Annotated in this window: 22 protein-coding genes, 1 pseudogene and 1 riboswitch; of the genes and pseudogenes, 7 read left to right on the forward strand and 16 right to left on the reverse strand. The window is 70.6% G+C overall.

Features of this window, described 5'->3' with window-relative positions:
* Positions 1 to 92: 92 nt before the first annotated feature.
* From HMPREF3014_RS05960 to HMPREF3014_RS06005, 10 genes are all read right to left on the reverse strand, one after another.
* A complete protein-coding gene (locus HMPREF3014_RS05960; RefSeq protein WP_023087645.1) occupies positions 93 to 1,673 on the reverse strand; it encodes an aldehyde dehydrogenase (NADP(+)) in 1,581 nt (526 codons plus the stop codon).
* A 92-nt stretch (positions 1,674 to 1,765) separates the two neighbouring features.
* Entirely contained in the window at positions 1,766 to 2,683 is a 918-nt protein-coding gene (locus HMPREF3014_RS05965) for a dihydrodipicolinate synthase family protein (RefSeq protein WP_003105052.1), read from the reverse strand.
* 150 nt (positions 2,684 to 2,833) lie between these two features.
* A complete protein-coding gene (locus HMPREF3014_RS05970) occupies positions 2,834 to 3,868 on the reverse strand; it encodes a trans-3-hydroxy-L-proline dehydratase (protein WP_003082552.1) in 1,035 nt (344 codons plus the stop codon).
* A 25-nt stretch (positions 3,869 to 3,893) separates the two neighbouring features.
* A complete protein-coding gene (locus HMPREF3014_RS05975; protein WP_003082555.1) occupies positions 3,894 to 4,616 on the reverse strand; it encodes an amino acid ABC transporter ATP-binding protein in 723 nt (240 codons plus the stop codon).
* Positions 4,613 to 5,257, reverse strand: coding sequence for an amino acid ABC transporter permease (locus HMPREF3014_RS05980; RefSeq protein WP_003082557.1), 645 nt, complete (start codon positions 5,255 to 5,257; stop codon positions 4,613 to 4,615). The genes HMPREF3014_RS05975 and HMPREF3014_RS05980 overlap by 4 nt, the downstream gene beginning before the upstream one ends.
* A gap of 10 nt (positions 5,258 to 5,267) precedes the next feature.
* Positions 5,268 to 5,933: an amino acid ABC transporter permease gene (locus HMPREF3014_RS05985; protein ID WP_003082559.1), complete on the reverse strand. Its 666-nt coding sequence runs from the start codon at positions 5,931 to 5,933 to the stop codon at positions 5,268 to 5,270.
* Positions 5,933 to 7,675: a cis-3-hydroxy-L-proline dehydratase gene (locus HMPREF3014_RS05990; RefSeq protein WP_023087644.1), complete on the reverse strand. Its 1,743-nt coding sequence runs from the start codon at positions 7,673 to 7,675 to the stop codon at positions 5,933 to 5,935. Before HMPREF3014_RS05990 ends, HMPREF3014_RS05985 begins: the two co-directional genes overlap by 1 nt.
* Before the next feature lie 58 nt (positions 7,676 to 7,733).
* A complete protein-coding gene (locus HMPREF3014_RS05995; protein WP_003082561.1) occupies positions 7,734 to 8,555 on the reverse strand; it encodes an ABC transporter substrate-binding protein in 822 nt (273 codons plus the stop codon).
* 257 nt (positions 8,556 to 8,812) lie between these two features.
* Positions 8,813 to 9,610, reverse strand: a complete 798-nt coding sequence (locus tag HMPREF3014_RS06000) for an AraC family transcriptional regulator (protein WP_016851861.1) — start codon at positions 9,608 to 9,610, stop codon at positions 8,813 to 8,815.
* 41 nt (positions 9,611 to 9,651) lie between these two features.
* Positions 9,652 to 11,094: an MFS transporter gene (locus HMPREF3014_RS06005; RefSeq protein ID WP_023087643.1), complete on the reverse strand. Its 1,443-nt coding sequence runs from the start codon at positions 11,092 to 11,094 to the stop codon at positions 9,652 to 9,654.
* A 38-nt stretch (positions 11,095 to 11,132) separates the two neighbouring features.
* Here HMPREF3014_RS06005 and HMPREF3014_RS06010 point away from each other — a divergent pair, with 38 nt between their 5' ends.
* Together HMPREF3014_RS06010 and HMPREF3014_RS33145 are read left to right on the forward strand one after the other, a co-directional pair.
* Positions 11,133 to 12,077: a helix-turn-helix transcriptional regulator gene (locus HMPREF3014_RS06010; protein ID WP_024947052.1), complete on the forward strand. Its 945-nt coding sequence runs from the start codon at positions 11,133 to 11,135 to the stop codon at positions 12,075 to 12,077.
* A gap of 36 nt (positions 12,078 to 12,113) precedes the next feature.
* Positions 12,114 to 12,236 (forward strand): annotated as a pseudogene (locus HMPREF3014_RS33145) (helix-turn-helix domain-containing protein); the annotation flags it as partial.
* A 137-nt stretch (positions 12,237 to 12,373) separates the two neighbouring features.
* Here the strand turns inward: HMPREF3014_RS33145 and HMPREF3014_RS06015 are convergent.
* Positions 12,374 to 13,240 (reverse strand): LysR family transcriptional regulator, encoded by an 867-nt coding sequence (locus HMPREF3014_RS06015; protein WP_003082572.1) that lies wholly within the window; start codon positions 13,238 to 13,240, stop codon positions 12,374 to 12,376.
* A 99-nt stretch (positions 13,241 to 13,339) separates the two neighbouring features.
* On the opposite strand from HMPREF3014_RS06015, the gene HMPREF3014_RS06020 reads away from it, so the two are divergent.
* Positions 13,340 to 14,242: a DMT family transporter gene (locus tag HMPREF3014_RS06020; protein WP_023087642.1), complete on the forward strand. Its 903-nt coding sequence runs from the start codon at positions 13,340 to 13,342 to the stop codon at positions 14,240 to 14,242.
* Here the strand turns inward: HMPREF3014_RS06020 and HMPREF3014_RS06025 are convergent.
* The 5 genes from HMPREF3014_RS06025 to HMPREF3014_RS06045 all read right to left on the reverse strand — a co-directional run bounded on the left by HMPREF3014_RS06025 (position 14,239) and on the right by HMPREF3014_RS06045 (position 18,563).
* Positions 14,239 to 15,492: an NAD(P)/FAD-dependent oxidoreductase gene (locus tag HMPREF3014_RS06025; protein ID WP_023087641.1), complete on the reverse strand. Its 1,254-nt coding sequence runs from the start codon at positions 15,490 to 15,492 to the stop codon at positions 14,239 to 14,241. The two genes, HMPREF3014_RS06020 and HMPREF3014_RS06025, sit on opposite strands and share 4 nt — an antisense overlap.
* Positions 15,489 to 15,725 (reverse strand): (2Fe-2S)-binding protein, encoded by a 237-nt coding sequence (locus HMPREF3014_RS06030; RefSeq protein ID WP_003114956.1) that lies wholly within the window; start codon positions 15,723 to 15,725, stop codon positions 15,489 to 15,491. Before HMPREF3014_RS06030 ends, HMPREF3014_RS06025 begins: the two co-directional genes overlap by 4 nt.
* Positions 15,722 to 16,837 carry a D-hydroxyproline dehydrogenase subunit beta LhpB gene (gene lhpB, locus HMPREF3014_RS06035; RefSeq protein WP_019371999.1) on the reverse strand — a complete coding sequence of 372 codons (1,116 nt, stop codon included), beginning with the start codon at positions 16,835 to 16,837 and terminating at the stop codon, positions 15,722 to 15,724. Before lhpB ends, HMPREF3014_RS06030 begins: the two co-directional genes overlap by 4 nt.
* Positions 16,834 to 17,778 carry a 4-hydroxyproline epimerase gene (locus HMPREF3014_RS06040; RefSeq protein ID WP_003082577.1) on the reverse strand — a complete coding sequence of 315 codons (945 nt, stop codon included), beginning with the start codon at positions 17,776 to 17,778 and terminating at the stop codon, positions 16,834 to 16,836. The genes lhpB and HMPREF3014_RS06040 overlap by 4 nt, the downstream gene beginning before the upstream one ends.
* Before the next feature lie 116 nt (positions 17,779 to 17,894).
* On the reverse strand, positions 17,895 to 18,563 hold the full coding sequence (locus HMPREF3014_RS06045; protein ID WP_003082581.1) for a GntR family transcriptional regulator: 669 nt from the start codon (positions 18,561 to 18,563) through the stop codon (positions 17,895 to 17,897).
* Positions 18,564 to 18,807: 244 nt separating this feature from the next.
* Between HMPREF3014_RS06045 and HMPREF3014_RS06050 the strand changes: the two genes are divergently transcribed.
* The 4 genes from HMPREF3014_RS06050 to HMPREF3014_RS06065 all read left to right on the forward strand — a co-directional run bounded on the left by HMPREF3014_RS06050 (position 18,808) and on the right by HMPREF3014_RS06065 (position 25,063).
* Positions 18,808 to 20,847 carry an FUSC family protein gene (locus HMPREF3014_RS06050; RefSeq protein WP_031633400.1) on the forward strand — a complete coding sequence of 680 codons (2,040 nt, stop codon included), beginning with the start codon at positions 18,808 to 18,810 and terminating at the stop codon, positions 20,845 to 20,847.
* Positions 20,848 to 20,894: 47 nt separating this feature from the next.
* Positions 20,895 to 21,103, forward strand: a riboswitch (cobalamin riboswitch).
* A gap of 95 nt (positions 21,104 to 21,198) precedes the next feature.
* Positions 21,199 to 23,049, forward strand: coding sequence for a TonB-dependent vitamin B12 receptor (gene btuB, locus HMPREF3014_RS06055; RefSeq protein ID WP_004348772.1), 1,851 nt, complete (start codon positions 21,199 to 21,201; stop codon positions 23,047 to 23,049).
* Between the two features lie 63 nt (positions 23,050 to 23,112).
* The gene (gene cobO / locus HMPREF3014_RS06060) at positions 23,113 to 23,724 is read left to right on the forward strand and encodes a cob(I)yrinic acid a,c-diamide adenosyltransferase (protein ID WP_003086769.1); all 612 of its coding nucleotides are present in this window, start codon (positions 23,113 to 23,115) and stop codon (positions 23,722 to 23,724) included.
* Between the two features lie 31 nt (positions 23,725 to 23,755).
* Positions 23,756 to 25,063 carry a cobyrinic acid a,c-diamide synthase CobB gene (locus HMPREF3014_RS06065; RefSeq protein ID WP_003082590.1) on the forward strand — a complete coding sequence of 436 codons (1,308 nt, stop codon included), beginning with the start codon at positions 23,756 to 23,758 and terminating at the stop codon, positions 25,061 to 25,063.

Consider the following 25,063-nt stretch of genomic DNA (forward strand, 5'->3'; position numbering starts at 1 on the left):
GGGGCCGACCGGACAGCGTGGCGCAACGAGGACGACTGCGTAGGGCGGATAGCGCCAACGGCGCTATCCGCCATCCAGGCTTCCAGGCGTGCTCAATCCAGGGCCTCGCGCGTGCTCCGGCCATCGACCAGGCGCAGCAGGCCCAGCGGGTTGGCGTTCTTCAGGGCGTCCGGGAGCAGGCTGTCGGGGTAGTCCTGGTAGCACAGCGGGCGCAGGAAGCGTTCGATGGCCAGGGTTCCCACCGAGGTGCCGCGAGCGTCGGAGGTGGCCGGGTAGGGGCCGCCGTGGACCATGGCGTCGCACACCTCGACGCCGGTCGGATAGCCGTTGAATAGCAGGCGCCCGGCCTTGCGTTCGAGCAGCGGGACCAGCCCGGCGAACGCCGCGAGGTCGTCCGCTTCGCCGATCAGGGTCGCCGACAACTGGCCGTGCAGGTTGTCCAGCGCGCGGGCAAGCTGTTCCTCGTCGGCCGCCTCGACGACCACGGTGGCCGGGCCGAACACCTCTTCCTGGAGCAGTTCGTCGCCTTCCAGCAACAGGCCCACGTCGGCCTTGAACAACTGCGGATGGGCCTGCCGCCCTTCCTGTGGCGCGCCGGCCAGGCGCCGGATGCCGGAGTGGCGCTCCAGGCGTTGCAGTCCTTCGACATAGCTGCGCAAGGTGCCGGCGTTGAGCATGCTCTGTGCCGGCCTGGCGGCCAGTGCCTCGCCCAGGGCCGCGACGAAGGCGTCGAAGCCGGGGGAGCGCAGGCCAAGCACCAGGCCCGGCTTGGTGCAGAACTGGCCGCAGCCGAGCGTCACCGAGGCGGCCAGCTCCTCTGCCACCTGCCGGCCGCGCCGGCGCAGGGCTTCGGGGAGCACCACCAGCGGATTGATGCTGCTCATCTCGGCGAACACCGGGATCGGCTGCGGCCGCGCCGCTGCCAGGTCGCACAGTGCGCGCCCGCCCTTGAGCGAACCGGTGAAGCCGACCGCGCGGATGGCCGGATGGCGCACCAGCGCCTCGCCGACGCCGCTGCCGTAGACCATGTTGAATACCCCGGCCGGCATGCCGCTGTCGGCCGCCGCCTGGAGGATCGCGTCGGCCACGCATTCGGCTGTGGCCATGTGTCCGCCGTGGGCCTTGACCACCACCGGGCAGCCGGCGGCCAGGGCGGCGGCGCTGTCGCCGCCGGCGGTGGAAAAGGCCAGCGGGAAGTTGCTGGCACCGAACACCGCCACCGGGCCGAGACCGATTCGCCACTGGCGCAGGTCGGGGCGCGGCGGGGTACGCCCGGGTTGTCCACGGTCGATGCGCGCGCCGTGGAAGTCGCCACGCCGCAGGACTTCGGCGAACAGCCGCAACTGGTTGGCGGTACGTGTTCGTTCGCCCTGGATGCGTGCGGCGGGCAGCGCGGTCTCGCGACGGACCAGGGCGACGAAGTCGTCGCCCAGGGCGTCGAGGCGCGAGGCGATCGCCTCGAGGAATCCGGCGCGGCGCGTGGCGGACAGTTGCCGGTAGTGTGGATAGGCGCGTTCGGCGGCGCGGGCGGCGGCGTCGACCTCCGCCTCGGTGGCCTGGACGAAGGCGTAGGGCAGCGCTTCGCCGCTGTCGGCGTCGAGGCTGCGCAGGATGAGGTTGCCGGCGGCGCTGCGAGCGCCGCCGACGTAGTTGTGACCGAGGATGCTGGGCATGGGGCCTCCCTGGGGACGGTGGACGGAATGCTCTGCCGCTGGCCCTCGCCGGCCGCTCCCCGGGGAGCGAGGCGGCGAGGGCGGGGCGTCGGCTACAAGCCGACGTCCGGCAGCGCCGGCCGGCTGGCCAGGGCCTTGGCCATGATCCGCTCGACGTGCTCGCGATCGGCGCCGCGCAGGGCCAGGCGCGGTGGACGGGTGAGGGCGCTGCCGCGACCGGCGAGTTGCTCGCAGAGCTTGATGCACTGCACCAGGTCGGGACGGGCGTCGAGATGGAGGATCGGCATCAGCCACTCGTAGATCGGCATCGCCTCGGCGAAGCGCCCGGCCCTGGCCAGGCGGAAGATGGTCTCGCCTTCCTTCGGGAACACGTTGGACATTCCCGAGATCCAGCCCTGGGCACCCACCGCCACGCTTTCCAGGACCACGTCGTCGAGGCCGGCGAAGAGGATGAAGCGCTCGCCCACCTGGTTGCGTACGTCGATGAAGCGGCGGGTGTCGCCGGAGCTGTCCTTGAAGCAGACGATGTTCTCGCAGTCGGCCAGGGAAACCAGGATGTCCGGGGTGACGTCGTTCCGGTAGATCGGCGGGTTGTTGTAGACCATCACCGGCAGGTCGGTGCCGCTGGCCACGCTGCGGAAATGCTCGGCGGTTTCGTGCGGCTTGGAGGAATAGACCAGCGCCGGCATCACCATGATGCCGTCGACGCCGACCCGCTCCACCGCCTTGGCCACCTTCGCCGCGCCGGCGCTGGTGAACTCGGCGATCCCGCAGATCACCGGCACGCGGCCGCCGGAGGCATCCTTGGCGACCTCGGTGACGGCCATCTTCTCCTCGATGGTCAGCGAGGTGTTCTCGCCGACGCTGCCGCATACCACCAGCCCGGACACGCCGTCGCGTACCAGGTTGGAGATGACCGTGTGGGTTTCCTCCAGGTTCACCGAGAAATCGGCGTTGAATTGGGTGGTGACCGCGGGGAATACGCCGCTCCAGTTGACGTGCTTGCTCATGGTTTCTCCTTTTTTCGTATTTCGTATACGAATTCAATCGGACCGCTGCGGTCCGAGTCACAGGGCGACGGCAGCGTTCGCCGTCGTGGGCGATCCGGTACGCGCCGGATCGGTTTCCGCCCGGCCGCTGCCTGCGGTCGGGCGGGGTGGTCAGCAGTGGCCGCCGGGCCAGGTGTCGGACAGCCGATAGCCTTGCGGCCAGGGATCGTCCGGGTCGAGCAGGTACTGGTGGATGCCGGTGATCCAGGCCCGCCCGGACAGGCACGGGAGGATCGCCGGACGGCCGCCGAGTTCGGTCAGCGACTCGATGTGGCAGTGGAATTCCGAACCGATGATGGAGCGCCCGACGAAGCGTTCGCCGACCCGCAGCTGGCCTTTCGCCTGGAGCACCGCCATCCGCGCCGAGCAGCCGGTGCCGCAGGGCGAGCGGTCGATCTTGCCGGGGCGGATGACCACCGCGTTGCTCGCGCCGAGGACACCGTCGCGGCGCTCCGGCGGCGCGGCCAGCTGGCAGAAGGACAGATGGTCCCAGTCCGGGTTGGTCGGGTGGCGGAAGCCCAGTTGTTCGTTGGCCGCGTGGGTGATCTTCAAGCCGGTGGCGACCAGCTCGGCGGCCTCGTCGGCGCGCAGGGCGAAGCCCAGGCGCCGGGCGTCGGCGATGACGAAGCTGTCGCCGCCGTAGGCGGTGTCGACCTGTAGCGAGCCGAGGCCCTCGACTTCGATCCAGGCGTCGAGGCGGTCGGCGAACGACGGCACGTTGCGGATTTCCACCCGCTCGGCCTTGCCGTCGCGGCATTCCGCGCGGGCCTCGATCAGCCCGCCCGGCGCTTCCAGCAGCAGCCGGGTCAGCGGTTCGCGCATCGGCAGGATGCCGCTGTCGAGCAGTACGGTGGCCACGCACAGCGAATTGGAACCGGACATCGGCGGGGTGTCGGCCGGCTCCATTATGATCCAGCCCATCTGCGCGCGCGGGTCCTTGGCCGGCACCAGCAGATTGGCGTGGCGGAACACTCCGCCGCGCGGTTCGTTGAGGACGAAGTTGCGCAGGTCCTGGTCTCTGGCGATCCAGCGCGACTGTTCCCAGAGGGTGGCGCCGGGCGGCGCGGCGACGCCGCCGACGATCACGTCGCCGACCTCGCCTTCGGCATGGCAACTGACGATGTGGACGATCCGCTGCGAACGCATGGCTATCTCCTGTGCGGGGGCGGGCTCAGAGCACCGAGCGGAGGAATTCCACCGTCTCCGGCCGCTGCGGGTTGCCGATCACCTGGTCGGGGGTGCCGATCTCGTGGACCAGGCCATTGCGGAAGAACGCCACCCGGTCGGACACGTCGCGGGCGAAGCGGATCTCGTGGGTGACCAGGACCATGGTCATGCCTTCCTCGGCGAGCAGGCGCATGGTGTCCAGCACCTCGCCGACCAACTGCGGGTCGAGCGCCGAGGTGGCTTCGTCGAACAGCATGTAGTCCGGCGACATCGCCAGCGCCCGGGCGATCGCCATGCGCTGTTGCTGGCCGCCGGAAAGGCGCTGGGGGAAGACCTTGAGCTTGTCGCCGAGACCGACGTGGGTGAGTTGCTTCAGCGCCATCGCCTCGGCTTCGGCGCGGCTCTTGCCGAGCACCTTGCGCGGCGCGAGCATGACGTTTTCCAGCACGGTCAGGTGGGGGAAGGCGTTCCACTGCTGGAAGACGATGCCGATCTTCCGCCGCAGGCGGTTGAGGTCGGTACCGCGGGCATGCACGTCGATGCCGTCGACGCGGATGCTGCCGCGCTGGATCGGCTCCAGGCCGTTGATGCACATCAGCAGGGTCGACTTGCCGGAACCGGAGCCGCCGATGATCGACAGCACCTCGCCCTTGTCCACCCTCAGGTCGACACCCTTGACCACCTCGAACTGGCCGTAGGCCTTGTGCACGTCGCTGATCTCGATCATTGCTGCCATCTCCGTTCCAGCCGGGCGCCGAGTCGCGCGACCACCCAGCTCATGAGGTAATAGACGAGCCCCGCGATGCAGAGCACGAAGAGCGGTTCCTGGATGCGCGTGACGATGGTCTGCGAGGCGCGCAGCAGTTCGACGATGCCGATCCAGAGCACCAGCGAGGTGTCCTTCATCACCGACAGGGTCAGGTTGACCCAACCGGGGAAGGCCACCCGGGCGGCCATCGGCAGGACGATGTGGAACAGGTCCTGGCGATAGCTCAGGCCCAGCGAACGCGCCGCCCGGCGCACGCTCGGCGGTACCGAGAGGACGCCGCCGCGGACCACCTCGGTGCAGTAGGCGGCGGCGTACACGCCGAGCACCAGGCAGGCCACGGCGAAGGCGCTCCAGTCGAGGCCGAGGATGCTCTTGAAGGAATTGAGCAGGACGAACTGGATCAGCAGCGGCACGCTGCGGAATACGTCGAGCAGCGCCGCCAGCGGCAGGCTGGCGCGTGGCAGCAGGGCGCGGAGCAGGCCGAAGACGACACCCAGCAGGGTGCCGATCAGCATCGCCATGGCGGTGATGGCGAGGGTGGTCCAGGCGCCTTGCAGGAGGAACAGCAGGTCGTTGGCGGTGAGGCTGGTGGTGAACACGGCATTCCCCTCAGTAACGGAACAGGCGCCAGCCCAGCAGGCGGGCGGCCAGCACCAGCAGCTTGGCCATGGCGAAGTAGAGGACGGCGGCCAGGGCGAAGTATTCGAAGGTGCGGAAGGTCTTGACGTTGAGTGCCTGGGTGACGCCGGTGAGGTCGTCGGTCAGGCCCACCACCACGCCGAGGGAGGTCATCAGCATGGCCCAGACCAACTGGTTGGTCAGCGGGTAGAACACCACACGCAGCAGCTGCGGGATCACCACCAGGCGATAGGCCTGCGGAGCGCTCATGCCCAGCGAGCGGGCCGCCCGCAACTGGGTCTCGGGCACCGCCTGGAGGCCGCCGCGGAAGGTCTCGGCGAGGTAGCCGGCGTTGTTGAAGGTGACCCCGGCGAGCAGGGCGAACCAGGAACTGACGTGCAGGCCGAAGGAGCCCAGGCCGAAGTAGAGGATGTAGATCTGGAACAGCGCCGGGGTATTCCGCGCGATGGAGATCCAGGCTCCGGCGGCGGCGCGCAGCGGGCGGTTGCCGCCGAGCCGGGCGAAGGCCAGGAGCAGGGCGATGAGGATGCCGAAGAGCATCGACAGCGCGGTGACCTGGAGCGTCACCAGGCTGCCGGCGAGCATCTCCGGCAGGGCGTTGAACGCCGAGCGCCAGTGGAAGGTGTAGTCGAACATCAGCAGTCCTCGCTCAGCCAGGCGGGCAGCCCGGCGGGGGCCCGTCCGCCGACGGCGGCCTCGACGCAGCCGGCGAGGCCGGCGAAGCGCACCTGGCGGCTGACCAGTCCGGGGGCGTAGTGGGCATACTTGGCGGAGTTGGTCATCAGGGTGCGCGCGCCCGGCGGCACCAGCGGTTCGTCGAGCATGCACCAGCAGGTGTCGGTGACCAGCCGCGCGCCGAACGCCTGCAGCGTCGCCAGGTGCCCGGCCGCTTCGGCCTGGGCGACGACCTGCCGGCTGCTGGTGATCACCAGCGCTACCTCCGGGTGTCTGCGGCGGCCGTGGCAGAGCGCGGCGAGCTGGGCGAATTCGCTGGCGGAGAAGTGCGGGTTGCCCAGCGCCACCAGGTCGATCCGCGTCTCGTCGGCGCTGTCCAGCTCGCGCCAGGCGTCGCGCAGGCGCTCGCGACCGACCCGCAGGGTCCGCCGCGGCGCGCGGCCGCCGAAGGCGCTGGCCAGGTCAGGGGCTTCCGGGGTGACGCCGATGACGTGGAACATCGGCACCGAGGAACTGGTGCCCAGCGCCGCGCCGAAGGCCTTGAGCGCGTCGTGGTCCGGCTGCCGCTGCCGCAGGCCGTCGATCGCCGGGATCTGTCCGTCGCAGAGCAGGCCGCAGAGGTAGCCGAGGGTCGGGTAGAAGGCATCGTCGACGCTGCCGAGGTCTTCCACTTCGATCAGTACCCGCGCCTGGCGCTGCTCGTCGAGGTGGCAGCCGGCCAGCGGCGCGCGACCGGTGAGGGCGCAGCAGATATCCATGAAGTCGGCGTACTTGTTGGTGCGTGCGCCGAGCACGCTGTTGGCGAAGAGCACCGCGTTGGACTCGGCCCAGACGATCTGTTCGCCGGCCCGCGCGCTGTCGTCGAGCAGGTAGGGCGCGCAGGTGAAGCTGGGCTGCGCGCCCATGTCGAGATAAGCCTGGGCCAGGGCCGCGGCCGGCTCGCCGAGGGTGGCGGGTACGCCCTGTTCGCGCCAGCGGCGCTGGTCCACGGAGATGGCGTTGAGGGTGGTCGGTACCCGCACCCGGGCACCGAGGTCGCGCAGGGTCTCGGCGAAGCGCAGGCCGGCCGGGCCGGTGTAGATGCAAGCGTCGATGTGCGCGCGCTGGATCTCGACCAGCCGTTGCGCGCCCTGCAACGCCGCCATGCGCAGGACGATGCGCATCGCCAGGCGCGCGGCTTCGCCGTGTTCGCCGGCGAGCAGGGCCTGGTCGAAGGCGTCCAGTCGCGGGCCGGCATCGGTCGCCAGCGCTTCGGCGGGCCGGGCCTCCAGCGGCGGCGGGGCATCGCGGTGGAGTTCCAGTCGACCGTCGGCCAGGCGCGCCCAGGGATAGGCGGCGAGTTCGTCGAAGCGCTCGCCGAGACAGGCGATGGGTAGCGAGCGGCCGAACAGTTCCTCGGCGACTATCGCGCCGAGGGCGAGGATTTCGTCCGGTTCGCGCAGGAGGATCGCCGCCGGCGCACGTCCGCCGAGGATCAGTTCCAGCAGTACGCTGCTGCCGGTGCAGGAGCCGCGCCCACCGGGAATCGCCAGCAGCCTGCCGTGCAGATGGCGGCCGCTGAGCGGGTGGTGACGGTCGATCACTTCCGCGCTGCGCGGGTCGACGCCGCCCCAGAAGCTCAGGCCGGTCGGTGCGTACAGCAGTTCGCCGGACGCGCTGCCGGCGACCAGGGTACGGGGAACGATGAGGTGTGCGTGCTTCATCGGCGCATCCAGGACGGGGGGAAACGGCGCGGCCCGGCGGCGGACCGCGCCCTCGGCTTCAGCGATAGACCGCGCTGGTGGTCAGCTCCGGCGCCGTGCCGCCGACCCATTTCTGCGCCAGCTCGGCGTAGCGGCCGGTGCGCACCTGCTGGTTGATGAACAGGTTCAGGTAGTTGAGCAGGCCGTATTCGTTGCGCTTGGCGCCGAGGGCCACGTAGTCGATGTCATAGGGCGCGTCGCCGGCGATCTTCAGGCCCTTGTACTTGCCCGACTTGATCCACGAGGCGGCGACGGTGGAAGAGACGACCGTGGCGTCGATATGCCCCTGGCTGATCGCCAGGGCGGTGTCGGCCTCGGACTGGTAGGCGCGGAAGCTGCCCTTGGCGTCGCCCCAGGCCTTGCTGTCCTTCTCCAGGGCCAGCGCCTCGAAGGTGCCGGCGGTGCCGCCGACCGGGCGGCCCTTGAGGTCCTCGTAGCTGGCGATGCCGGTGTCCTCGCGGGTCAGTACCACCTTGACGAAGGCGAAGTAGGGGATGCTCATGCCGATGGTCTTGGCCCGCTCCAGGGTGTCCGAGGTGGACGCGACGATCACGTCGGCGCGACCCGATACCAGCGCCGGGATGCGGTCGGGAAAGGGCGTCTCGACGATCTCCGCCTTGACGTCCAGGGCCTTCGCCAGGTCGTTGCAGTAATCGACGTCGAAGCCCACCGGGTTGTTCTGCGCATCGCGCGAGCCCATCGGCGGAAAGTCCAGGGTGACGGCGCAGCGCAGCTTGCCGGACTCGATGATGTCGTCGAGCTTGTCGGCCTGGGCGAGACCGGCGAGGGAACAGCCCAGGGCAGCGGTGAGGGCTAGGGCAAGGGTCTTCTTGGTATTCATGGGGGCCTCTGGCGATGCGGTTGAGTGGGAGGGCGGCAAATCCCGTATTTGTGATTTCGTATACGATATTTTAAGTGAGCAATGGCTGTGCCAGAACCTCGTCCGACGCCGATAAAAAACCTTTCGCTGGAGCGCGACCGCTTTGGCTGGCGCGTCGCTGTGCCATGCCGCGCCGGACTGCGCCCCGCTCGGGCGCGGCCGGCGGTGTTACAAAAGGGAGCAGGATTGCTACCGCCGCCCCGTGGCGGGGCGAGGCGTTACGCTTTTCGGGGCTGGCGATGGGTCTCGCGGTACTGGCTCGGCGAGAGTCCGGTGAGCGCCTTGAACTGGCGGCTGAAGGCGCTGTGGTCGGTGTAGCCGCAGCGCAGGGCGATCTCGGTGATCGGCGCGTCGCCGGCGAGCAGTTGCGAGGCGGCGCCGAGCCGCGCCTTGTGGATCATCTGCCGTGGGGTGAGCTGGAAGATGCGCTTGCAGTGACGCTCCAGTTGCGCCACCGAGAGCCCGGCGATGGCGGTGAGATCGGCGAGGCTGAGCGGCTGGTCGTAGTGCTCGCGGATATGCGCGTCCACCGCCGCCAGTCGGCCGTAGGCCGGGTGCGCCGACTGCGCCGCCGGCAGGTCGTGGGAGATGCCGGCCATGCCGATGATCGCCCCGTCGGCATCGCGCAGCGCCTGCTTGTGGGTCAGGCACCAGCCCGGCTGGCGACCGGGATAGAGGTGCAGCTCCAACTGGTTCTCCAGCGTCGCGCCGCCGCGCAGCACGCGCCGATCCTGCTCGGCATAGAGCGGACCGAGGCTGGAAGGGAAGACCTCGTCGGCGCTGCGGCCGAGCAGTTCGGCCTTGTCCTTCACGCCGCAGCGGCGTGCCAGGGTGCGGTTGATCAGGACGTAGCGGGCACGCTCGTCCTTGACGAAGAACACCACGCCGGGCATGGCGTCGAGCAGCGCCTCGACCTGGCGCAGGCTGGCCAGCAGGCTGGCGAGGTCGGCGGGGGGCGGGGCGGCGAGCAGGTCGTGCATCGGGGCGAAGGCCTGGCTGGGGGACCGCGCCAGCATACGGGGCGCCGGCGGCCGGGAACAGGGCCCGGCCGCGCGCCTCAGTTGCCCGGCGAGTCGCAGCGCAATGGCACCGTGCGCACGCGGCGCAGGTAGAAGAGGCAGGTGGCGCCGAGCAGCAGCGTCATCAGGACGAACTCGACGGCCAGGGTCGTCTGCGTCGCTTCCAGGTAGTCGCCATGGCGCTCCAGCCTGTGCGCGAACACCGCGCCGAGCAGCGCCGAGCCGAGGCCGAGGGAGGCCTGCTGGACGGTGGCGAGCATGGCGCTGCCGGCGCCGGCCTGGGCGGTCGGCACCTCCGAGAGGCCGATGCGGAAGAAGCTGCTGACGATGAACGCCTGGCCGAAGCCGATCACCAGGGTCGCCGGCGCCAGGTTGAGGATGCCCGGCTGCGGCCAGACCCGTTGCAGGGTCAGCATCAGGCCGAGCAGGCCGCACATCTGGATGACGCAGCCGAGCAGCAGCAGGCGTACCGGGCCGATCCGCGCCGCCACCCGGGCGGTGAGCAGCGCCGAGACGAAGTAGGAAGCGCCGAGGGCGATGAAGGCATTGCCGGCCTGCACCGGCGAGAGACCGGCGCCGGCCTGCAGGGCCAGGGCAAGGGCGAACATGAAGCCGCTCCAGCAGGCGAAGAACAGGATCGCCAGCAACAGGCCGAAGCGGATGCTCGGCAGGCGCAGCAGCGACGGCGGCAGCAACGGCCAGGCCTGGCGGCGTTCCTGGCGCAGCTCGGTGCGCCACAGCCAGGCCAGCAGCGGCACCGCCGCCGCCAGCAGCAGGGCGCAGGGCCAGGACCAGTGCAGCGATGGGCCGAGAGCCAGCGGCAGCAGCAGGCAGAGGATCAGCGCGGCGAGCAGCAGGGTGCCCGGCGCGTCGACGCGGGCGGCATGCTCGGCGCGGGTCTCCGGTACCCAGCGGCGGCTGCAAAGGAGAATGCCGAGGCAGATCGGCAGGTTGATCAGGAACACGCTGCGCCAGCCGAGGCCGCCGATGTCGGCGGAGACCAGGAAGCCGCCGAGCACCTGGCCGACGACGAAGGCCAGGCCGCCGATGGCGCCGTAGGCGGCCAGCGCGCGGGAATGCGCGTGGCCGCTGAGGCTGACATGCAGGGTGGCGAGGATCTGCGGCACGATCAGCGCCGCGCCGACGCCCTGCAGGGCGCGCGCCACCAGCAGCAGCCAGACCGAACCGGCCAGCCCGCAAAGCAACGAGGCGACGGCGAACAGGGCGACGCCGAGATCGAACAGGCGGCGACGGCCGTAGTTGTCGCCAAGCCGGCCGCCCATCGCCAGGCACACGGCGAAGGCCACGCCGTAGACGGCGACGATCAGTTCCAGTTCGGTTTCGCTGGCGCCGAGGGAATGGGCGAGGGCGTCGAGGGCGACGTTGACGATGGAGAAATCGATCATCGGCAACAGTTGCCCCGCCAGCAGGATGCAGAGCCCGGCGAGGCCGAGCCGCGACGACGAGACGGCGCTGGGCATGGGCGGAGTCCTTGTGCGGAGGGGAGTGGGCTGGCAGCATGCGCTTCTGGCTAACCCGGTACCAGTTCTTGCTTATCCTGGTATTGGCGCTACCCGTCTGCCCTCCGGAGGACTTCGCCATGCCCCTCGACGCCCCTGCCAGCCACGCTGCGGAAAGCCCCGCGCAGCCGTCCCGCGCCGAACAGCTGGGGGCCTTCCTGCGCCGCCGGCGGGAAAGCATCGAGCCGCAGCGGGTCGGCATTTCCCGCCTCGGCCGCCGACGCACGCCGGGCCTGCGTCGCGAGGAGGTGGCGCAGCTCGCCGGGGTCGGCGTGACCTGGTACACCTGGCTGGAGCAGGGCCGCGCGGTACGCGCCTCGGAGCAGGTGATCGGAGCCATCGCCCGGGCCCTGCTGTGCAACGAGACGGAAACCCACCACCTGTTCAACCTCGCCGGGCTGGCCGCGCCGACCTCGGCGCGGCGGGCGGTCTGCGAGAAGCCCTCGGCCGCCACCCAGGCCATCCTCGATGCCCTCGACCCGTTGCCGGCCATGGTGCAGAACGCCCGTTTCGACATCCGCGGCTACAACCGCGCCTATTGCCGGCTGGTGGGCATCGACCTGGCGGAGATCCCCGAGGAAGACCGCAACTGCATCTACCTGGCGCTGACCCACGAGCGCTGGCGCTACTGCATGGCCAACCGCGAGGAGGCGTTGCCGCGGATGGTCGGCTTCTTCCGCGCGGCAATGGTCGAGCGCATGGGCGATCCGCTGTGGGAGCGGCAGTTGCAGCGCTGCCTGGAGGTTTCGGCGGAGTTCCGCGAGATCTGGCGGCGCAATGAGGTGATGGGTATCGAAAACCAGCTCAAGCGCTTCCGTCATGCGCGCTGCGGCGAATTCGAACTGCAGCAGACCAACTGGTGGTCGGCGCCGAAGAACGGCGATCGCCTGCTGGTCTTCGTCCCCCTCGACGACCACGCTCGCGACTGCCTGGAGCAACTGTGAGTCGGCGCCCTGTCCCGTAGCCAGCGCCTGCTCGACCTGCTGCAGATTTTGCGCCGGCATCGTTACCCGGTGGCCGGGCATGTGCTCGCCGGCGAACTGGGGATCAGCCTGCGCACCCTCTACCGCGATATCGCCACCCTGCGACAGCAGGGCGCGCACATCGAGGGCGGCGCCGGCGCCAGGCGTTGCTGCGCGAGTGGCGTGAACGGGAAAGCATCGCCGCGCAGTGAGCGACTGCTGCCGGAGACTGACAGACGGCCACCGCCTGCGGGTCTAGCGCCCGGCGCTGTAGCGGCTCAGAGCCGGAACTCCTCGGCGATCAGTTCGCCGAGGCGCTCCAGCGCCGGCGGCCGCTCTCCCGGGGCGAAGGCCAGGCGAATGCGGTGGGCGGGCAGTTCGGCGAAGCCCTCCGCCGGCCCCAGCACGCGCATCGTCGGGCCGACCCGCGCACGGTCGATCACGCCGATCGCCAGGCCGCCTTCGATGGCTGCTTCCAGCGCCGCCGCGCCGGGACTGCTGACCACCGTGCGCCAGCGCCGGCCCGTCGCGCCGAGGGCTTCCAGCAGCGCCTGCCGATAGGGACAACCCTGGCCGTGCAGGGCCAGCGGCAGCGGGCGTTGCGGATCGATCCGCAGGCCGTGGCCGGCGACCCACACCGGCTGGGTGCCGCCGATCTCGCGGGAGTGCCCGTCGTACGGGGTTTCGTCTTGCGCTTGCACCAGCAGGGCGAGGTCCAGCTGGCCGCGCCGCAGGCGTCCGGCCAGCCTGCCGCTGGCGTCGGTGAGCACCTCCAGCTCCAGCGCCGGCAGTTCCGCGCCGAGGCGTGGCAGGAGGCGGCCGAGCAGCTTGCCGGCGTATTCCTCGGAAATGCCGAAGCGCACCCGCAGTGGCTCTTCCCGTCTGCGCAACCCGGCGAGCACGCGGTCGTGGGTCTCCAGCAGCTCGGCGGTCTGGCGCTGGAACCGCTGCCCCAGCGGGGTCAGCCGCACCGACTGGTTGTCGCGCTCGAACAGCCGGCCGCCGGCCAGTTCCTCCAGGCGCCGGACGTGGGTGCTCACCGCCGAGGGGCTGCGGTTGAGGTGGCTGGCCGCGGCGAGAAAGCGGCCGAAGCGCAGGATGGCATGGAAGGTACGCAGCAGCTCGATATCCAGGTTGGCGCTCATGGTTCCGATTTCCTGCATGACTGGTGCAGATAGTTTCGTTTGATAGTAGCGGCGGAGGCCGCCTAGCCTCGACTCGAACCTGACCGACGGAGGCGAGCGATGCGCGCGACCACCTGCACCCCGCGAGCGATGCCCGGGGCGACCCGCCTGCTGGCCGTGCAACTGGGCATGGTACTGGCCTGGAGTTCCGGCTTCGTCGGCTACCGCTATGCCATGGAACAGGCGCCGGTGTTCCTCACAAGCTTCTGGCGCTTCGCCGTTTGCCTGGCGCTGCTGCTGCCCTTCGCCTGGGCCGGGCTGCGCCGGTTGTCGGCGCGCCAGTGGCGGCGCCAGGCGCTGATCGGGGCGTTGGCCTACGCGGGCTACATCGCGCCGATCGCCAAGGCCATCGAACTCGGCGTCTCGCCGGGCGTGGCGGCGCTGATGGCCGACCTGTTGCCGCTGCTGGTGGCCTTGCTGGCGCTGGTCCTGCCGGGGCAGCGAACGCAGCCTGGGCAGTGGCCGGGGATCGCCCTGGGCGTCGCCGGGGTGCTCTGGGCCGGGCATGCGGCGCTGGCGCTGGGGCGGGCGCCGGGCTGGGCCTACGGCCTGCCGCTGCTGGGCATGCTGGCGCTGGCCCTGGCCACCCTGTTGCAGAAGCGCTGGGACGACGCGCCGGGATCGCTGGCCGTGGTGCTGTTCGTGCAGATCGGCGCCGCGCTGCCGGCGTTCGCCGGCCTGGCGCTGGCGGAGGGTAGCCTGCGGCCGCCGCTGTCCGGCGGATTCCTGTTCGGGCTCGCCTGGCTGGTGCTGCTGCCCACCTTCGGCGGCTACGGCCTGTACTGGCTGGGCCTGCGCCATCTTTCTGCACAGGGTGGCAGCGCGGCGCTGTACCTGAGCCCGGCGCTGACCCTGCTATGGGCGCACTGGATGTTCGCCGAGCCGCTGACACCCATGCTGCTGGGTGGCCTGCTGCTGTCGCTGGCCGGCCTCGGCTGGCTGTATCGCGCCGAGCGTCGCTAGCCGGCGTCGCCCTGCCAGCAGGCCAGGGTCTCCAGGCGCGCCGGGCTGAACGGCGGACGCGGCGCCGGAGGCGTCCAGCCGAACAGGAATTGCGCGGCGCTGCCGCATATCCGCCCCTGGCAGGCGCCCATGCCGCAACGGCTGTGCAGCTTGGCCTCGGTCCAGCCGGCATGCCCGGCCAGCGCGGCCAAGGGGACGTCTTCGCAACGGCAGACCAGGGTATCCGCCTCCGCCAGTTCACGCAGTTCGGCACGCAGGGCGAAGTGTCGCGCCAGGGTGTCGGCGAAGCCCTGCCAGCGTCGCCGTCGTGGCCACAGGCGGCGAGCCGCGTCGCGCTCGTCGACGGCGGCATGGCCGGCGATGGTGCCTTCCACCAGGGCCAGTTCGCTGCCGCCGAAGCCGGTGCATTCGCCGGCGGCGTAGTGGTCGGGCAGGCTGCCGGCCTGCCATTCGTCGACGGCGAGCGCCGGGCCGTCGAGGCGATAGCCGAGGGCCTGGCCGAGTTGCACGTTGGGCACCAGGCCGAAGCCGCAGGCCAGGCGTTCGCAGGCGATCTCGCGGACCCGACCGCCTTCGCGCAGGCGCACGGCTTCCAGGCGCTCCTCGCCGAGGGCGGCGAGCACGTAGCTGTCGGCGCGGTAGCTACGGGCGAACAGGCCGGCGGCCTGCCACAGCTTGCCGGGCCAGCGCGGGAGGCGTACGGCGAAGGCGGCCAGGGTTCTCGCCGGCGCCTGTTCGGCGACGCGCAGCAGGCGCGCCCCGCACTGGCTGGCGCTGGCGGCGCTGGCCAGCAGCAGCGGGCCGGAGCCAGCCACCACCAGGCGCTGGCCGGCCAGTGGCAGGCCGCCCTTGGCCAACGCCTGCAGGCCGCCGGCGCCGGTGACGCCGGGGAGGGTCCAGCCGGGAAAAGGCAGCAGCAGTTCGCGGGCGCCGGTGCAGAGGACCAGGCGTCGGTAGCCGACCTGCCAGCCACGTTGCGGGTCTTCCAGCAACAGGCGCCTGCCGGGACCGCAGGCGACCACCCGGGTCGCCGGGAAGTGCTCGACATTGGCCTGCCCGGCCAGGCGTTGGCGCATCTGATGGGCACGCGGCGGCAGGCTGGCACGCGGGCCGTCGCGCCAGATCTGTCCGCCGGCGGCCGGGTTGTCGTCGACCAGGGCGATGCGCGCGCCGCTCGGCGCGGCGGCCAGCGCTGCGGCCAGGCCGGCGGGGCCGGCACCGACGATCAGCAGGTCGTAGTCGGCGCTCATGCCTGGGTCTCCACGCGCATGCCGGATTGGCAGACGGTCTGGCAGGCCAGGCGTCGCCGACCGTCGATCAATACCCGGCATTCCTGGCACGCGCCCATGCCGCAGAACGGCGCGCGCCGCCCGCCGCCGACCGCGCTGCGGGAGCAGCCGTCGCCGCCGAGGGCGAGGGCGGCCGCCACGCTGGTACCGACGGCGACCCGCAGCGGACGCCGGTCGATGAACAGTTCGATCATGGACGGGCACTCCTGGAGCTGGAGAGGAAGCGTTGCGGCAGATAAGGCGTGGCATCCAGCGGCGGCGTTTCGCCGAACAACTGGGCGGCGAGCAGGCGCGCGCTGCCCGGCGCGGTGGTCACGCCCAGGCCCTCGTGGCCGACCGCCAGCCACAGGCCCGGCTGCGCCGGGTGCTCGCCAAGCAGCGGCAGGCCGTCCGGAGTGGCAGCGCGGAAGCCGGTCCAGGCACGGATCGCATTGAGGCCGGCGAGCCCCGGCAGGTAGTCCAGGGCACGCCGCAGCATGCGCGCCAGCACCGGGCCTTCCACCTGCGGGTCGAGCGTGTCGAACTGCCGCGAGGAGCCGAGGAAGACCTGCCCGGTGGGGCGCGGCTGGGCGTTGAAGGCTACCGAGGTACCGCTGCTGGCGTGGGCGCTGCTGACATAGCCGAGTTCCACCAGTTGATGGCGGAGGGTGCCGGGATAGCGGTCGGTGATCAGCAGGTGGCCTTTCTTCGGGCGGATCGGCAGCTCCGCGCACAGCTCGCCGGCATGGATGCCGTTGGCCAGCACCAGCGCCTCGGCGCTCAGCCAGCGGCCGTCGGCCAGGCGCAGGCGGCTGCCGTCCACTTCGCTGACTTCGGCGTGCAATCGACGCAGGCGCGGGCCGGCTCGTTCGAGCAGCCAGCGCGCCGCGTTGGGCGCGTAGAGGATGCCGTCGCCCGGCACCTTCAGGGCGCCGGCGAGGCCTGGCCGCAAGACCGGTTCCAGGTCACGCAGGCGCGCGGCGTCGAGCATCTCGCAGGCGACGCCGGCGGCCAGCAGGGCCTGGCGCTTGCGCTCGGCTTCGGCGAGTTCGGCGGCATCGGCGGCCAGCCAGAGGGTGCCACAGCCGCGATAGGCGCAATCCTCCGGCAACTCCGCCGCCCAGGCGCGCCAGGCCTGGATCGAGTAGTCGCTGAGGGCCAGTTCGGCCGGGTTGTCGTCCATCGCCACCAGATGGCCCATGCCCACCGCGGTGGCACCGCCGCGGCGGCTGTCCAGCACCAGTACGTCGAGGCCGCGACGCGCCAGTTCATGGGCGCAGGCGCTGCCGACGATGCCGGCGCCGACCACGATGACCTCGGCGTTCACCGGCGGATGCCCCAGGCGAACGGATCGTCGTCCGCCAGCAGCAGGGTGGCTTCCGCGCTGACGTGGGCGCGGCCGCGGATGGTCGGCACGATGCGCCCGCCGGGCTGGCCGTCGAGCCATTCGTAACGCCCCTCGAACTGGCTGCCGATCACGCTCGCCTGGCGCCAGGGCTGGCCGGGCAGCAGCTTGCCGTCGGCGGCCAGGCAGGCCAGCTTGGCGCTGGTGCCGGTGCCGCAGGGCGAGCGGTCGTAGGCCTTGCCGGGACAGAGCACGAAGTTGCGGCTGTCGGCGTGGGGATCGTCGGCGAACAGTTCGATGTGATCGATGGCACCGCCGTCCTCGCCGCGGATGCCCTGGTCTTCCAGCGCCTGCTGGACGGCGACGGTGTAGGCGGTGAGGGCGTCGAGGTTGTCGCCGGCGATGCGCTGGCCGTGTCCGGCGACCAGGAAGAACCAGTTGCCGCCCCAGGCGATGTCGCCGCTGACCCGGCCGATGCCGGGCACTTCGACGCTGACCTGGCGACGGTAGCGGTAGGCCGGCACGTTGCGCACGCTGACCGAACCGTCCTCGTGGAGGGTCGCCTCGACCTCGCCGACCGGCGTCTCGATGCGGTGCACGCCGGGACCGATCCGCCCGAGGTGTGCCAGCGAGGCGACCAGGCCGATGGTGCCGTGGCCGCACATGCCGAGGTAGCCACTGTTGTTGAAGAAGATCACTCCGGCACAGGCTTCGGGATCGACCGGTGCGCAGAGCAGGGCGCCGACCAGTACGTCGCTGCCGCGCGGTTCGAGGATGCAGGCGGCGCGCCAGGCGTCGTGGCGCTCGCCGAGCAGGCGCCGGCGCTCGGCCATGTCGCCCTGGCCGAGATCGGGAAAGCCGCCGATGACCAGGCGGGTGGGCTCGCCGCCGGTATGCGAATCGATGATGCGGATGCGTTGCATGGTGGCCCTCGCCTGTGCCGGGGTATGCGCCACAGGGTGGCGTTTCGGCGGGACGGGGCGCTTGAGGGTTTTCGCTCAGGCGGATGACGAAAGCGGCATAGCCTGGATGGCCCGGCTCAGGTGCTGGCCGGGCGGTTCGGCAGGTGTTCGTAGAGGGTCCGGCAGACCCCGACGATATGTGCCTCGATCAGTGCCGCGGCCCGTTCGGCATCGCCGGCGCGACAGGCGGCGACGATCTCGCGGTGTTCCTGGTCGGCGCGCTGCTTGCCTTCGGACAGGCTCATCTGCATGCGCAGGTAGCGTTCCAGCTTGTCGTGGATGGAGCGGATCAGGTTGACCAGGAACGGCCGCTGCGCCGGTTCGTAGAGGCAGGCGTGCAGTTGCCAGTTGAGTTCGGCCCAGCGGCCGACGTTGTCTTCGCCGACGAAGTCGGCGCAGATCGCCTCGGCGCGGGCGAAGGTGGTCTCGTTCATGTTCGGCACCGCCAGGCGGATCGCCTGCGCCTCGAGCAGCACCCGCACTTCGAACATCTGCGCCAGTTCCGGTTCGGAAATACGCGTCACCACCGCGCCCTTGTTGCGCTGGAACAGCACCAGGCCTTCCGCCTCCAGGCGCTTGAGGGCCTCGCGGACGGGAATCTTGCTGACATTGAAGAGTTGCGCGATGTCGTCCTGGCGGATCGGTTCGTCCTCGGCGAAATGCCCGGCGATGATCGCTTCGCGCAGGTGCTTGGCGATGATCTCGGAGGCCGAAGGGGCGATGCCCAGGTTAGGGGCGTTGAGCATGGAGAGAGGCAAGCGGGACAACCTGCATGGCGTTGGGAACGTGCGGGATATTGTATACGAACGCTTGGCGCGTGCCGCTGCCAGTTGGCGCCTTCTGCGCAGGCGTGTTGGTCGGCTCCAGTGGGCCTCCGTGGCGCATGTTTCGCAGGGCGAAACGCTCTTCCGGAAAGTTCGCGGAGAGGCTGGACAATAGAAAATTAGCTTGCTAATAATTCGCTCGCTCATGTATTTCGGGGCGTCCGCGATGGCCAAGCCTTCCTTCTTTTCCTCCGACCTGGTGCAGGTGTTGCTGTGCCCGCGTCTGCACGAACTGCAGTTCGCGGTGAAGGCCCTGCTGGCCGGCGGGTTGGCCCTGTACCTGGCCTTCGGCCTGGAGCTGGAGCAGCCGCAATGGGCATTGATGACGGTGTTCGTGGTCAGCCAGCCCTATAGCGGCATGGTCCTGGCCAAGGGCATGTTCCGCCTGATCGGCACCTGCGCCGGTGCGCTGGTGTCCATCGGCATGGTCGCACTCTATGGCCAGGCATCGCTGCCCTTCCTCCTGCTGATGGCCCTCTGGCTGGCGTTCTGCACCGCCGGCGCGTCGCTGCTGCACAATCATGCGTCCTACGGTTTCGTCCTGGCCGGCTACACCGCGGCCATCGTCGCCCTGCCGGCCAGCGCCGATCCGGCGACGGTGTTCGACCAGGCGGTGGCCCGCTGCTCGGAGATCGGCCTGGGCATCCTCTGCGCGGCGCTGGTGAATGTGCTGCTCTGGCCGCGGCGCCTGGAACGCCAGTTGGCGAACCAGGGCAAGGCGGCCTGGGAGGCCGGCTTGCAGGCGGCCGCGGCGGAGCTGCGCGGCGCCGACGAACGCGGCGAGCTGCTCGCGGCGCTGGGGCGGATCGCCGCGGCGGACGCCCAGCGCGACCACGCCTGGTTCGAGGGCGCGCTCGGCCGCGCCCGTTCCCAGGCCTTGCGCGTGCTAGGCCTCGACCTGCTCGGCCTGCTGCGCGCGGCGCGCAAGGTGGCTCGCGAGCGGAGGCTGCTCGATCCGGCCAGCGCGCACGCCTTGCAGCCCTGGCTGGAAGAACTCGAGGCACTGTTGCGCGAGGGCCGCCAGGCCGAGTTCGAGGCCTGCCGGCAGCGCTTGCGCCTGGCGCTGGACGCGGCGCATGGACAGTTGCACCTGTGCCTGGTCTGCCTCGAACGCCTGCTCGGCGAGGCGAGGGCGGCCGGGCGCAGCGTCGAGGCGCTGGTCTATGGCGCGCCCACCCGCCAGGCGCCGGCCGCCATCGCCTGGCACCGGGACATCGAGCGCGGCGTGCTGTTCGGCCTGCGCAGCGCCCTGGCGTTCCTCTGCGTGGCCGCGTTCTGGCTGGCCAGCGCCTGGCCGAGCGGGTTGGGCGCGGTGTCGATCACCGGGGTGGTGCTGAGTCTCTTCGCCAGCCGCGACAACCCGGCCCAGGCCGGCCTGAACTTCCTTCGCGGGATCCTCCTGTCGATCCCGCTGGCCGGCTTCGTCGCACTGTTCTACCTGCCCGGCGTGGACGGCTTCCCGCTGCTCTGCCTGGGCCTGGGCGTACCGCTGTTCTTCGCCGCGCTGTGCGTGAACCGGGCGAGCCTGGCCGGGATCGCCTCGCCGTTCTGCATCTTCTTCGTGAAGAACGTCGCGCCGAGCAACAGCATGAGCTACGACCTCGCGCACTTCCTCAACAACGCCCTGTCGACGGTGCTCGGGGTGGCCTTCGCCGTGCTGGTGTTCAACCTGGTCAGCCTGCGGCCGGGCGAACGCCATTACCGGCGCATGCTGCAGGCCACCCTCGGCGACCTGGCGCGGCTCACCCTGCGCTCGCCGGCGCAGGCCGAGGCCTGGTTCGGCGGGCGCACCGCGGATCGCCTGATCCGCCTGGCGCAGCGCTACGACCGTTTGCCGGAGGGGCGCCGCCAGCCCTGGTCGGACGGCCTGATGGGACTCGACTTCGGCGACGAGCTGCTCTACCTGCGGCAGTGCCTGGAGGAGGTCCCGGCGTCCCTGGCGCAGGCCCGCGACCGCTACCTGCGGCGCCTGCGCCTGGCGCTGCAGGGCGATGGCCCGCGGGCTGAGCGTGAACACGCCCTCGACCCGCCGACCGCGCGCCTGCTCAAGGCCCTGGCCGCCAGCCCGCTGGCCGGCAGCGAACGCGGCGAGCTGGCCGGCGCCGCGCTGGTGCAGTTGCAGGCCACCTGGCGGCAGTGGTGCCGCAGCCATGCTCCGGCCGGGACGGCGCTGCGCGCGGACCCGCTCCCCGGAGCCGGGCGCTAGTTCTGCGGTGGCCGGCCACATTGACCGCGCAAGCCCCGAACCACTAAGCTGCGCGCCTTGCGACAGGTGCCCCGCAAGGGGTGAAACAGGGAAGCTGGTGCGTTCCGTCGGAACCAGGCCAGCGCTGCCCCCGCAACGGTAGGCGAATCAGACAGCCGCTCGATGACCACTGTGCTCCGGCATGGGAAGGCGCGGCTGGAAGCGTCCAGCGCTTCGCTCGCGAGCCCGGAGACCGGCCTGACGCACCCACGGCATCGCGGAGGGCGCTGTCGGACGTCTCCTGCCGTCGCTTCGTCCTCCGTCTGCCTCAACCCAGGTCGCGCGGGTGAGAGCGACGGAGCAGCGCAGAGCATGAACAGAGTTTTCCTGACCCCGGCAGCCGTGGCGCTGTGCGGCGCGTCTTCCCTGAGCCTGGCCGAACCGGTCAGCCTTGCGGACCAGGTGGTGACCGCCACCCGTACCGCCCAGACCGCTTCCCAGAGCCTGGCGGCGGTGAGCGTCATCGACCGCGAGGATATCGAGCGCAGCCAGGCGCGCAGCGTGCCGGAGCTGTTGCGCCAGGTACCCGGCGTGTCGCTGGCGAACAACGGCGGTTTCGGCAAGAACACCACGCTGTTCCTGCGCGGCACCGAGTCCGACCATGTGCTGGTGCTGATCGACGGCATCAAGGTCGGCTCGGCCAGCGCTGGCCTCACCGCGTTCCAGGACTTGCCGGTGGAGCTGATCGAGCGCATCGAGGTGGTCCGCGGGCCGCGTTCCAGCCTGTACGGCTCGGAGGCCATCGGCGGGGTGATCCAGATCTTCACCCGGCGCGGCGACGGCCAGGGCGCCAAGCCGTTCTTCTCCGCCGGTTACGGCACCCATCAGACCCTGGAGGGCAGCGCCGGGGTCAGCGGCGGCGCTGGCAACGGCTGGTACAGCCTCGGGGTGAGCAGTTTCGATACGGCGGGGATCAACACCAAGCGCGCCGGTACTGCGGGCTATGAGCCAGACCGAGACGGCTACCGCAACCTGTCCGGCAACCTGCGCGGCGGCTATCGCTTCGACAATGGCCTGGAACTCGACGGTACCCTGCTGAGGGCCAAGTCGCACAACGACTATGACCAGGTCTTCGGCAACTCCGGTTTCAATGCCAACGCCGACGGCGAGCAGAACCTGGTCGGCGGCCGTGCCCGCTTCACTCCGTTCGATCCCTGGCTGGTGACCCTCCAGGCCGGGCGCAGCGAGGACAAGGCCGATGCCTATCAGGATGGCCGTTTCTACTCGCGCTTCGATACCCGTCGCGACAGCCTGTCCTGGCAGAACGACCTGACTCTGGCCGAAGGCCATGTGCTGACCCTCGGCTACGACTGGCAGAAGGACGAGATCAGCAGCAGCGAAGCCTTCAGCGTCGACTCGCGGCTGAACAAAGGCTGGTTCGCCCAGTACCTCGGCCAGTACGGTCGCCAGGATTGGCAACTGAGCCTGCGCCGCGACGACAACCAGCAGTTCGGCGTGCACGACACCGGCAGCGCCGCCTGGGGCTACGCGCTGAGCGACGCGCTGCGCTTCACCGTCAGCTACGGCACGGCGTTCAAGGCGCCGACCTTCAACGAACTCTACTACCCCGACTACGGCAATCCCGACCTGGACGCCGAGACTTCGCGCAGCCTGGAAGTCGGGCTGAGCGGTACGCATGGCTGGGGGCACTGGGCGGTAAATGCCTTCCGTACCAACGTCGACGACCTGATCGGCAACGATCCGCGTCCGGCGCCGGGGCGCCCCTGGGGGCAGCCGAACAACATCGACGAAGCGCGCATCCGTGGCGTCGAACTGGTCCTCGGCAGCCAGTGGCTGGGCTGGGACTGGAACGCCAACGCAACCTTCCTCGACCCGCAAAACCGTTCCGGCGGCGTCAACGACGGCAACGAGCTGCCGCGCCGGGCGCGGCGGATGTTCAACCTGGAACTGGACCGGCGCTTCGAGCGTCTTTCGCTGGGCGCCAGCGTGCACGCCGAAGGCCGACGCTATGATGACCCGGCCAACAAGGTGCGCCTGGGCGGCTACGCCACCCTCGACCTGCGCAGCGAGTACCGGCTGAACGACGAATGGCGTCTGCAGGGCCGGATCGCCAACCTGTTCGGTGCCGACTACGAAACCGCGTATGGCTACAACCAGCCTGGCCAGGCGGTCTACCTCAGCGTGCGCTACCAGGCTCTGTGAGGCCGGGTATTTCGAATGAACGAGGCGACGGCGCGGCCGCGTCGCCGCAAGGAGTGATCGACGATGAACGAATCCCCCGAGAAGGACCAGCGCCACCGCGAGCGGATGGAGCGCAAGAAGGCCGTGGTCGACGAGAAGATCGCCCAGGCCCGCGACGAACGCGGCGTGCTCCTGGTGCATAGCGGCAACGGCAAGGGCAAGAGCAGCTCGGCCTTCGGCATGGTCGCGCGGGCCCTGGGCCATGGCATGAAGGTCGGTGTCGTGCAGTTCATCAAGGGCGCCGCCAGCACCGGCGAGGAAGCCTTCTTCCGGCGCTTCCCCGAGGAAGTCAGCTATCACGTGATGGGCGAGGGCTTCACCTGGGAGACCCAGGACCGCCAGCGCGACATCGCCAAGGCCGAGGCGGCCTGGAAGGTCGCCGCGCAATTGCTGGCCGACCCGGACGTTGGCCTGGTGGTGCTGGACGAACTGAACATCGCCCTCAAGCACGGCTACCTGGAACTGGACAGGGTCCTCGCCGACATCCAGGCGCGCCCGGCCATGCAGCATGTGGTGGTGACCGGTCGCGGCGCGCAGCCGGGGATGATCGAGGCCGCCGACACGGTGACCGAGATGAGCCTGGTCAAGCACGCGTTCAAGGCCGGGATCAAGGCGCAGAAAGGAGTGGAGTTCTGATGCCCGCGCCATGCGCGGAGACGCTTCGCCCATGACCCAGGCACGCTGTCCGGCCCTGCTGATCGCCGCCCCGGCCTCCGGCCAGGGCAAGACCACCGTCACCGCCGCTCTGGCCCGCCTGCATGCGCGCCAGGGGCGACGGGTGCGGGTGTTCAAGTGCGGACCGGACTTCCTCGACCCGATGATTCTCGCTCGCGCCTCCGGCGCGCCGGTCTACCAGCTCGACCTGTGGATGGTCGGCGAGGCCGAAGCGCGACGCCTGCTGGCGCGGGCCGCCGGCGAGGCCGACCTGATCCTCATCGAAGGGGTGATGGGCCTGTTCGATGGCAACCCCTCGGCGGCAGACCTGGCGCGGCGTTTCGGCGTGCCGGTGCTGGGGGTGATCAACGGCGCGGCGATGGCCCAGACCTTCGGCGCGCTGGCCTACGGACTGGCGCATTTCCAGCCGGACCTGCCGTTTTCCGGAGTGCTCGGCAACCGCGTCGGCAGCCAGCGCCACAGCGACATCCTGCGCGATTGCCTGCCGCCCGGCATGCGCTGGTTCGGCGGTCTGCCGCGCTCGGCCGAGTTCGAACTGCCGAGCCGCCACCTGGGCCTGGTCCAGGCCGAGGAACTGGCCGATCTCGATGCGCGCCTGGACGCCGCCGCCGACGCCTTGCGGGCCAGCGCCGAGACCGACCTGCCGGAGCCGGTGACCTTCGAGGTGCCCGCTCCGGCGCCGCTGCAACGCAGCCTGGAAGGCGTGCGCATCGGCGTGGCCCGCGATGCCTCGTTCGCCTTCCTCTACCAGGCCAATCTCGACCTGCTGCGCGAACTCGGCGCCGAACTGGCGTTCTTCTCGCCGCTGCAGGACCAGGCGTTGCCCGCCGTGGACAGCCTGTACCTGCCGGGCGGCTACCCCGAACTGCACCTGGGGCGCCTGCAGGGCAATCGCGCCATGGCCGAGGCGATCCGAGCCCACCATGCCGCCGGCAAGCCGCTGCTGGCCGAGTGCGGCGGCATGCTCTACCTGCTCGACTGCCTGGAAGACGCCGACGGCGAGCGCGGCGAACTGCTCGGCCTGCTGCCGGGCCGGGCGCGCCTGCAGAAGCGCCTGACCGCCTTGGCCTTGCAGGAGGTCGAGCTGCCGGAAGGGCGGCTGCGCGGGCATACCTTCCATCACTCGACCCTCGACTGCGCCGTCGAGCCTCTGGCCCGTGGCGTCTGCCCGAACGGCCGGAACACGGCGGAGGCGGTGTTCCGTCTTGGCCGGCTGACGGCTTCCTATATCCATTTCTACCTGCCTTCCAACCCGCAGGCCGCCGCTGCGTTGCTGGCGCCCGCGCGAGACGCCGACTGA

Origin of the sequence: Pseudomonas sp. HMSC065H01, assembly GCF_001815235.1 — a bacterium.
GTDB lineage: Bacteria > Pseudomonadota > Gammaproteobacteria > Pseudomonadales > Pseudomonadaceae > Pseudomonas > Pseudomonas aeruginosa.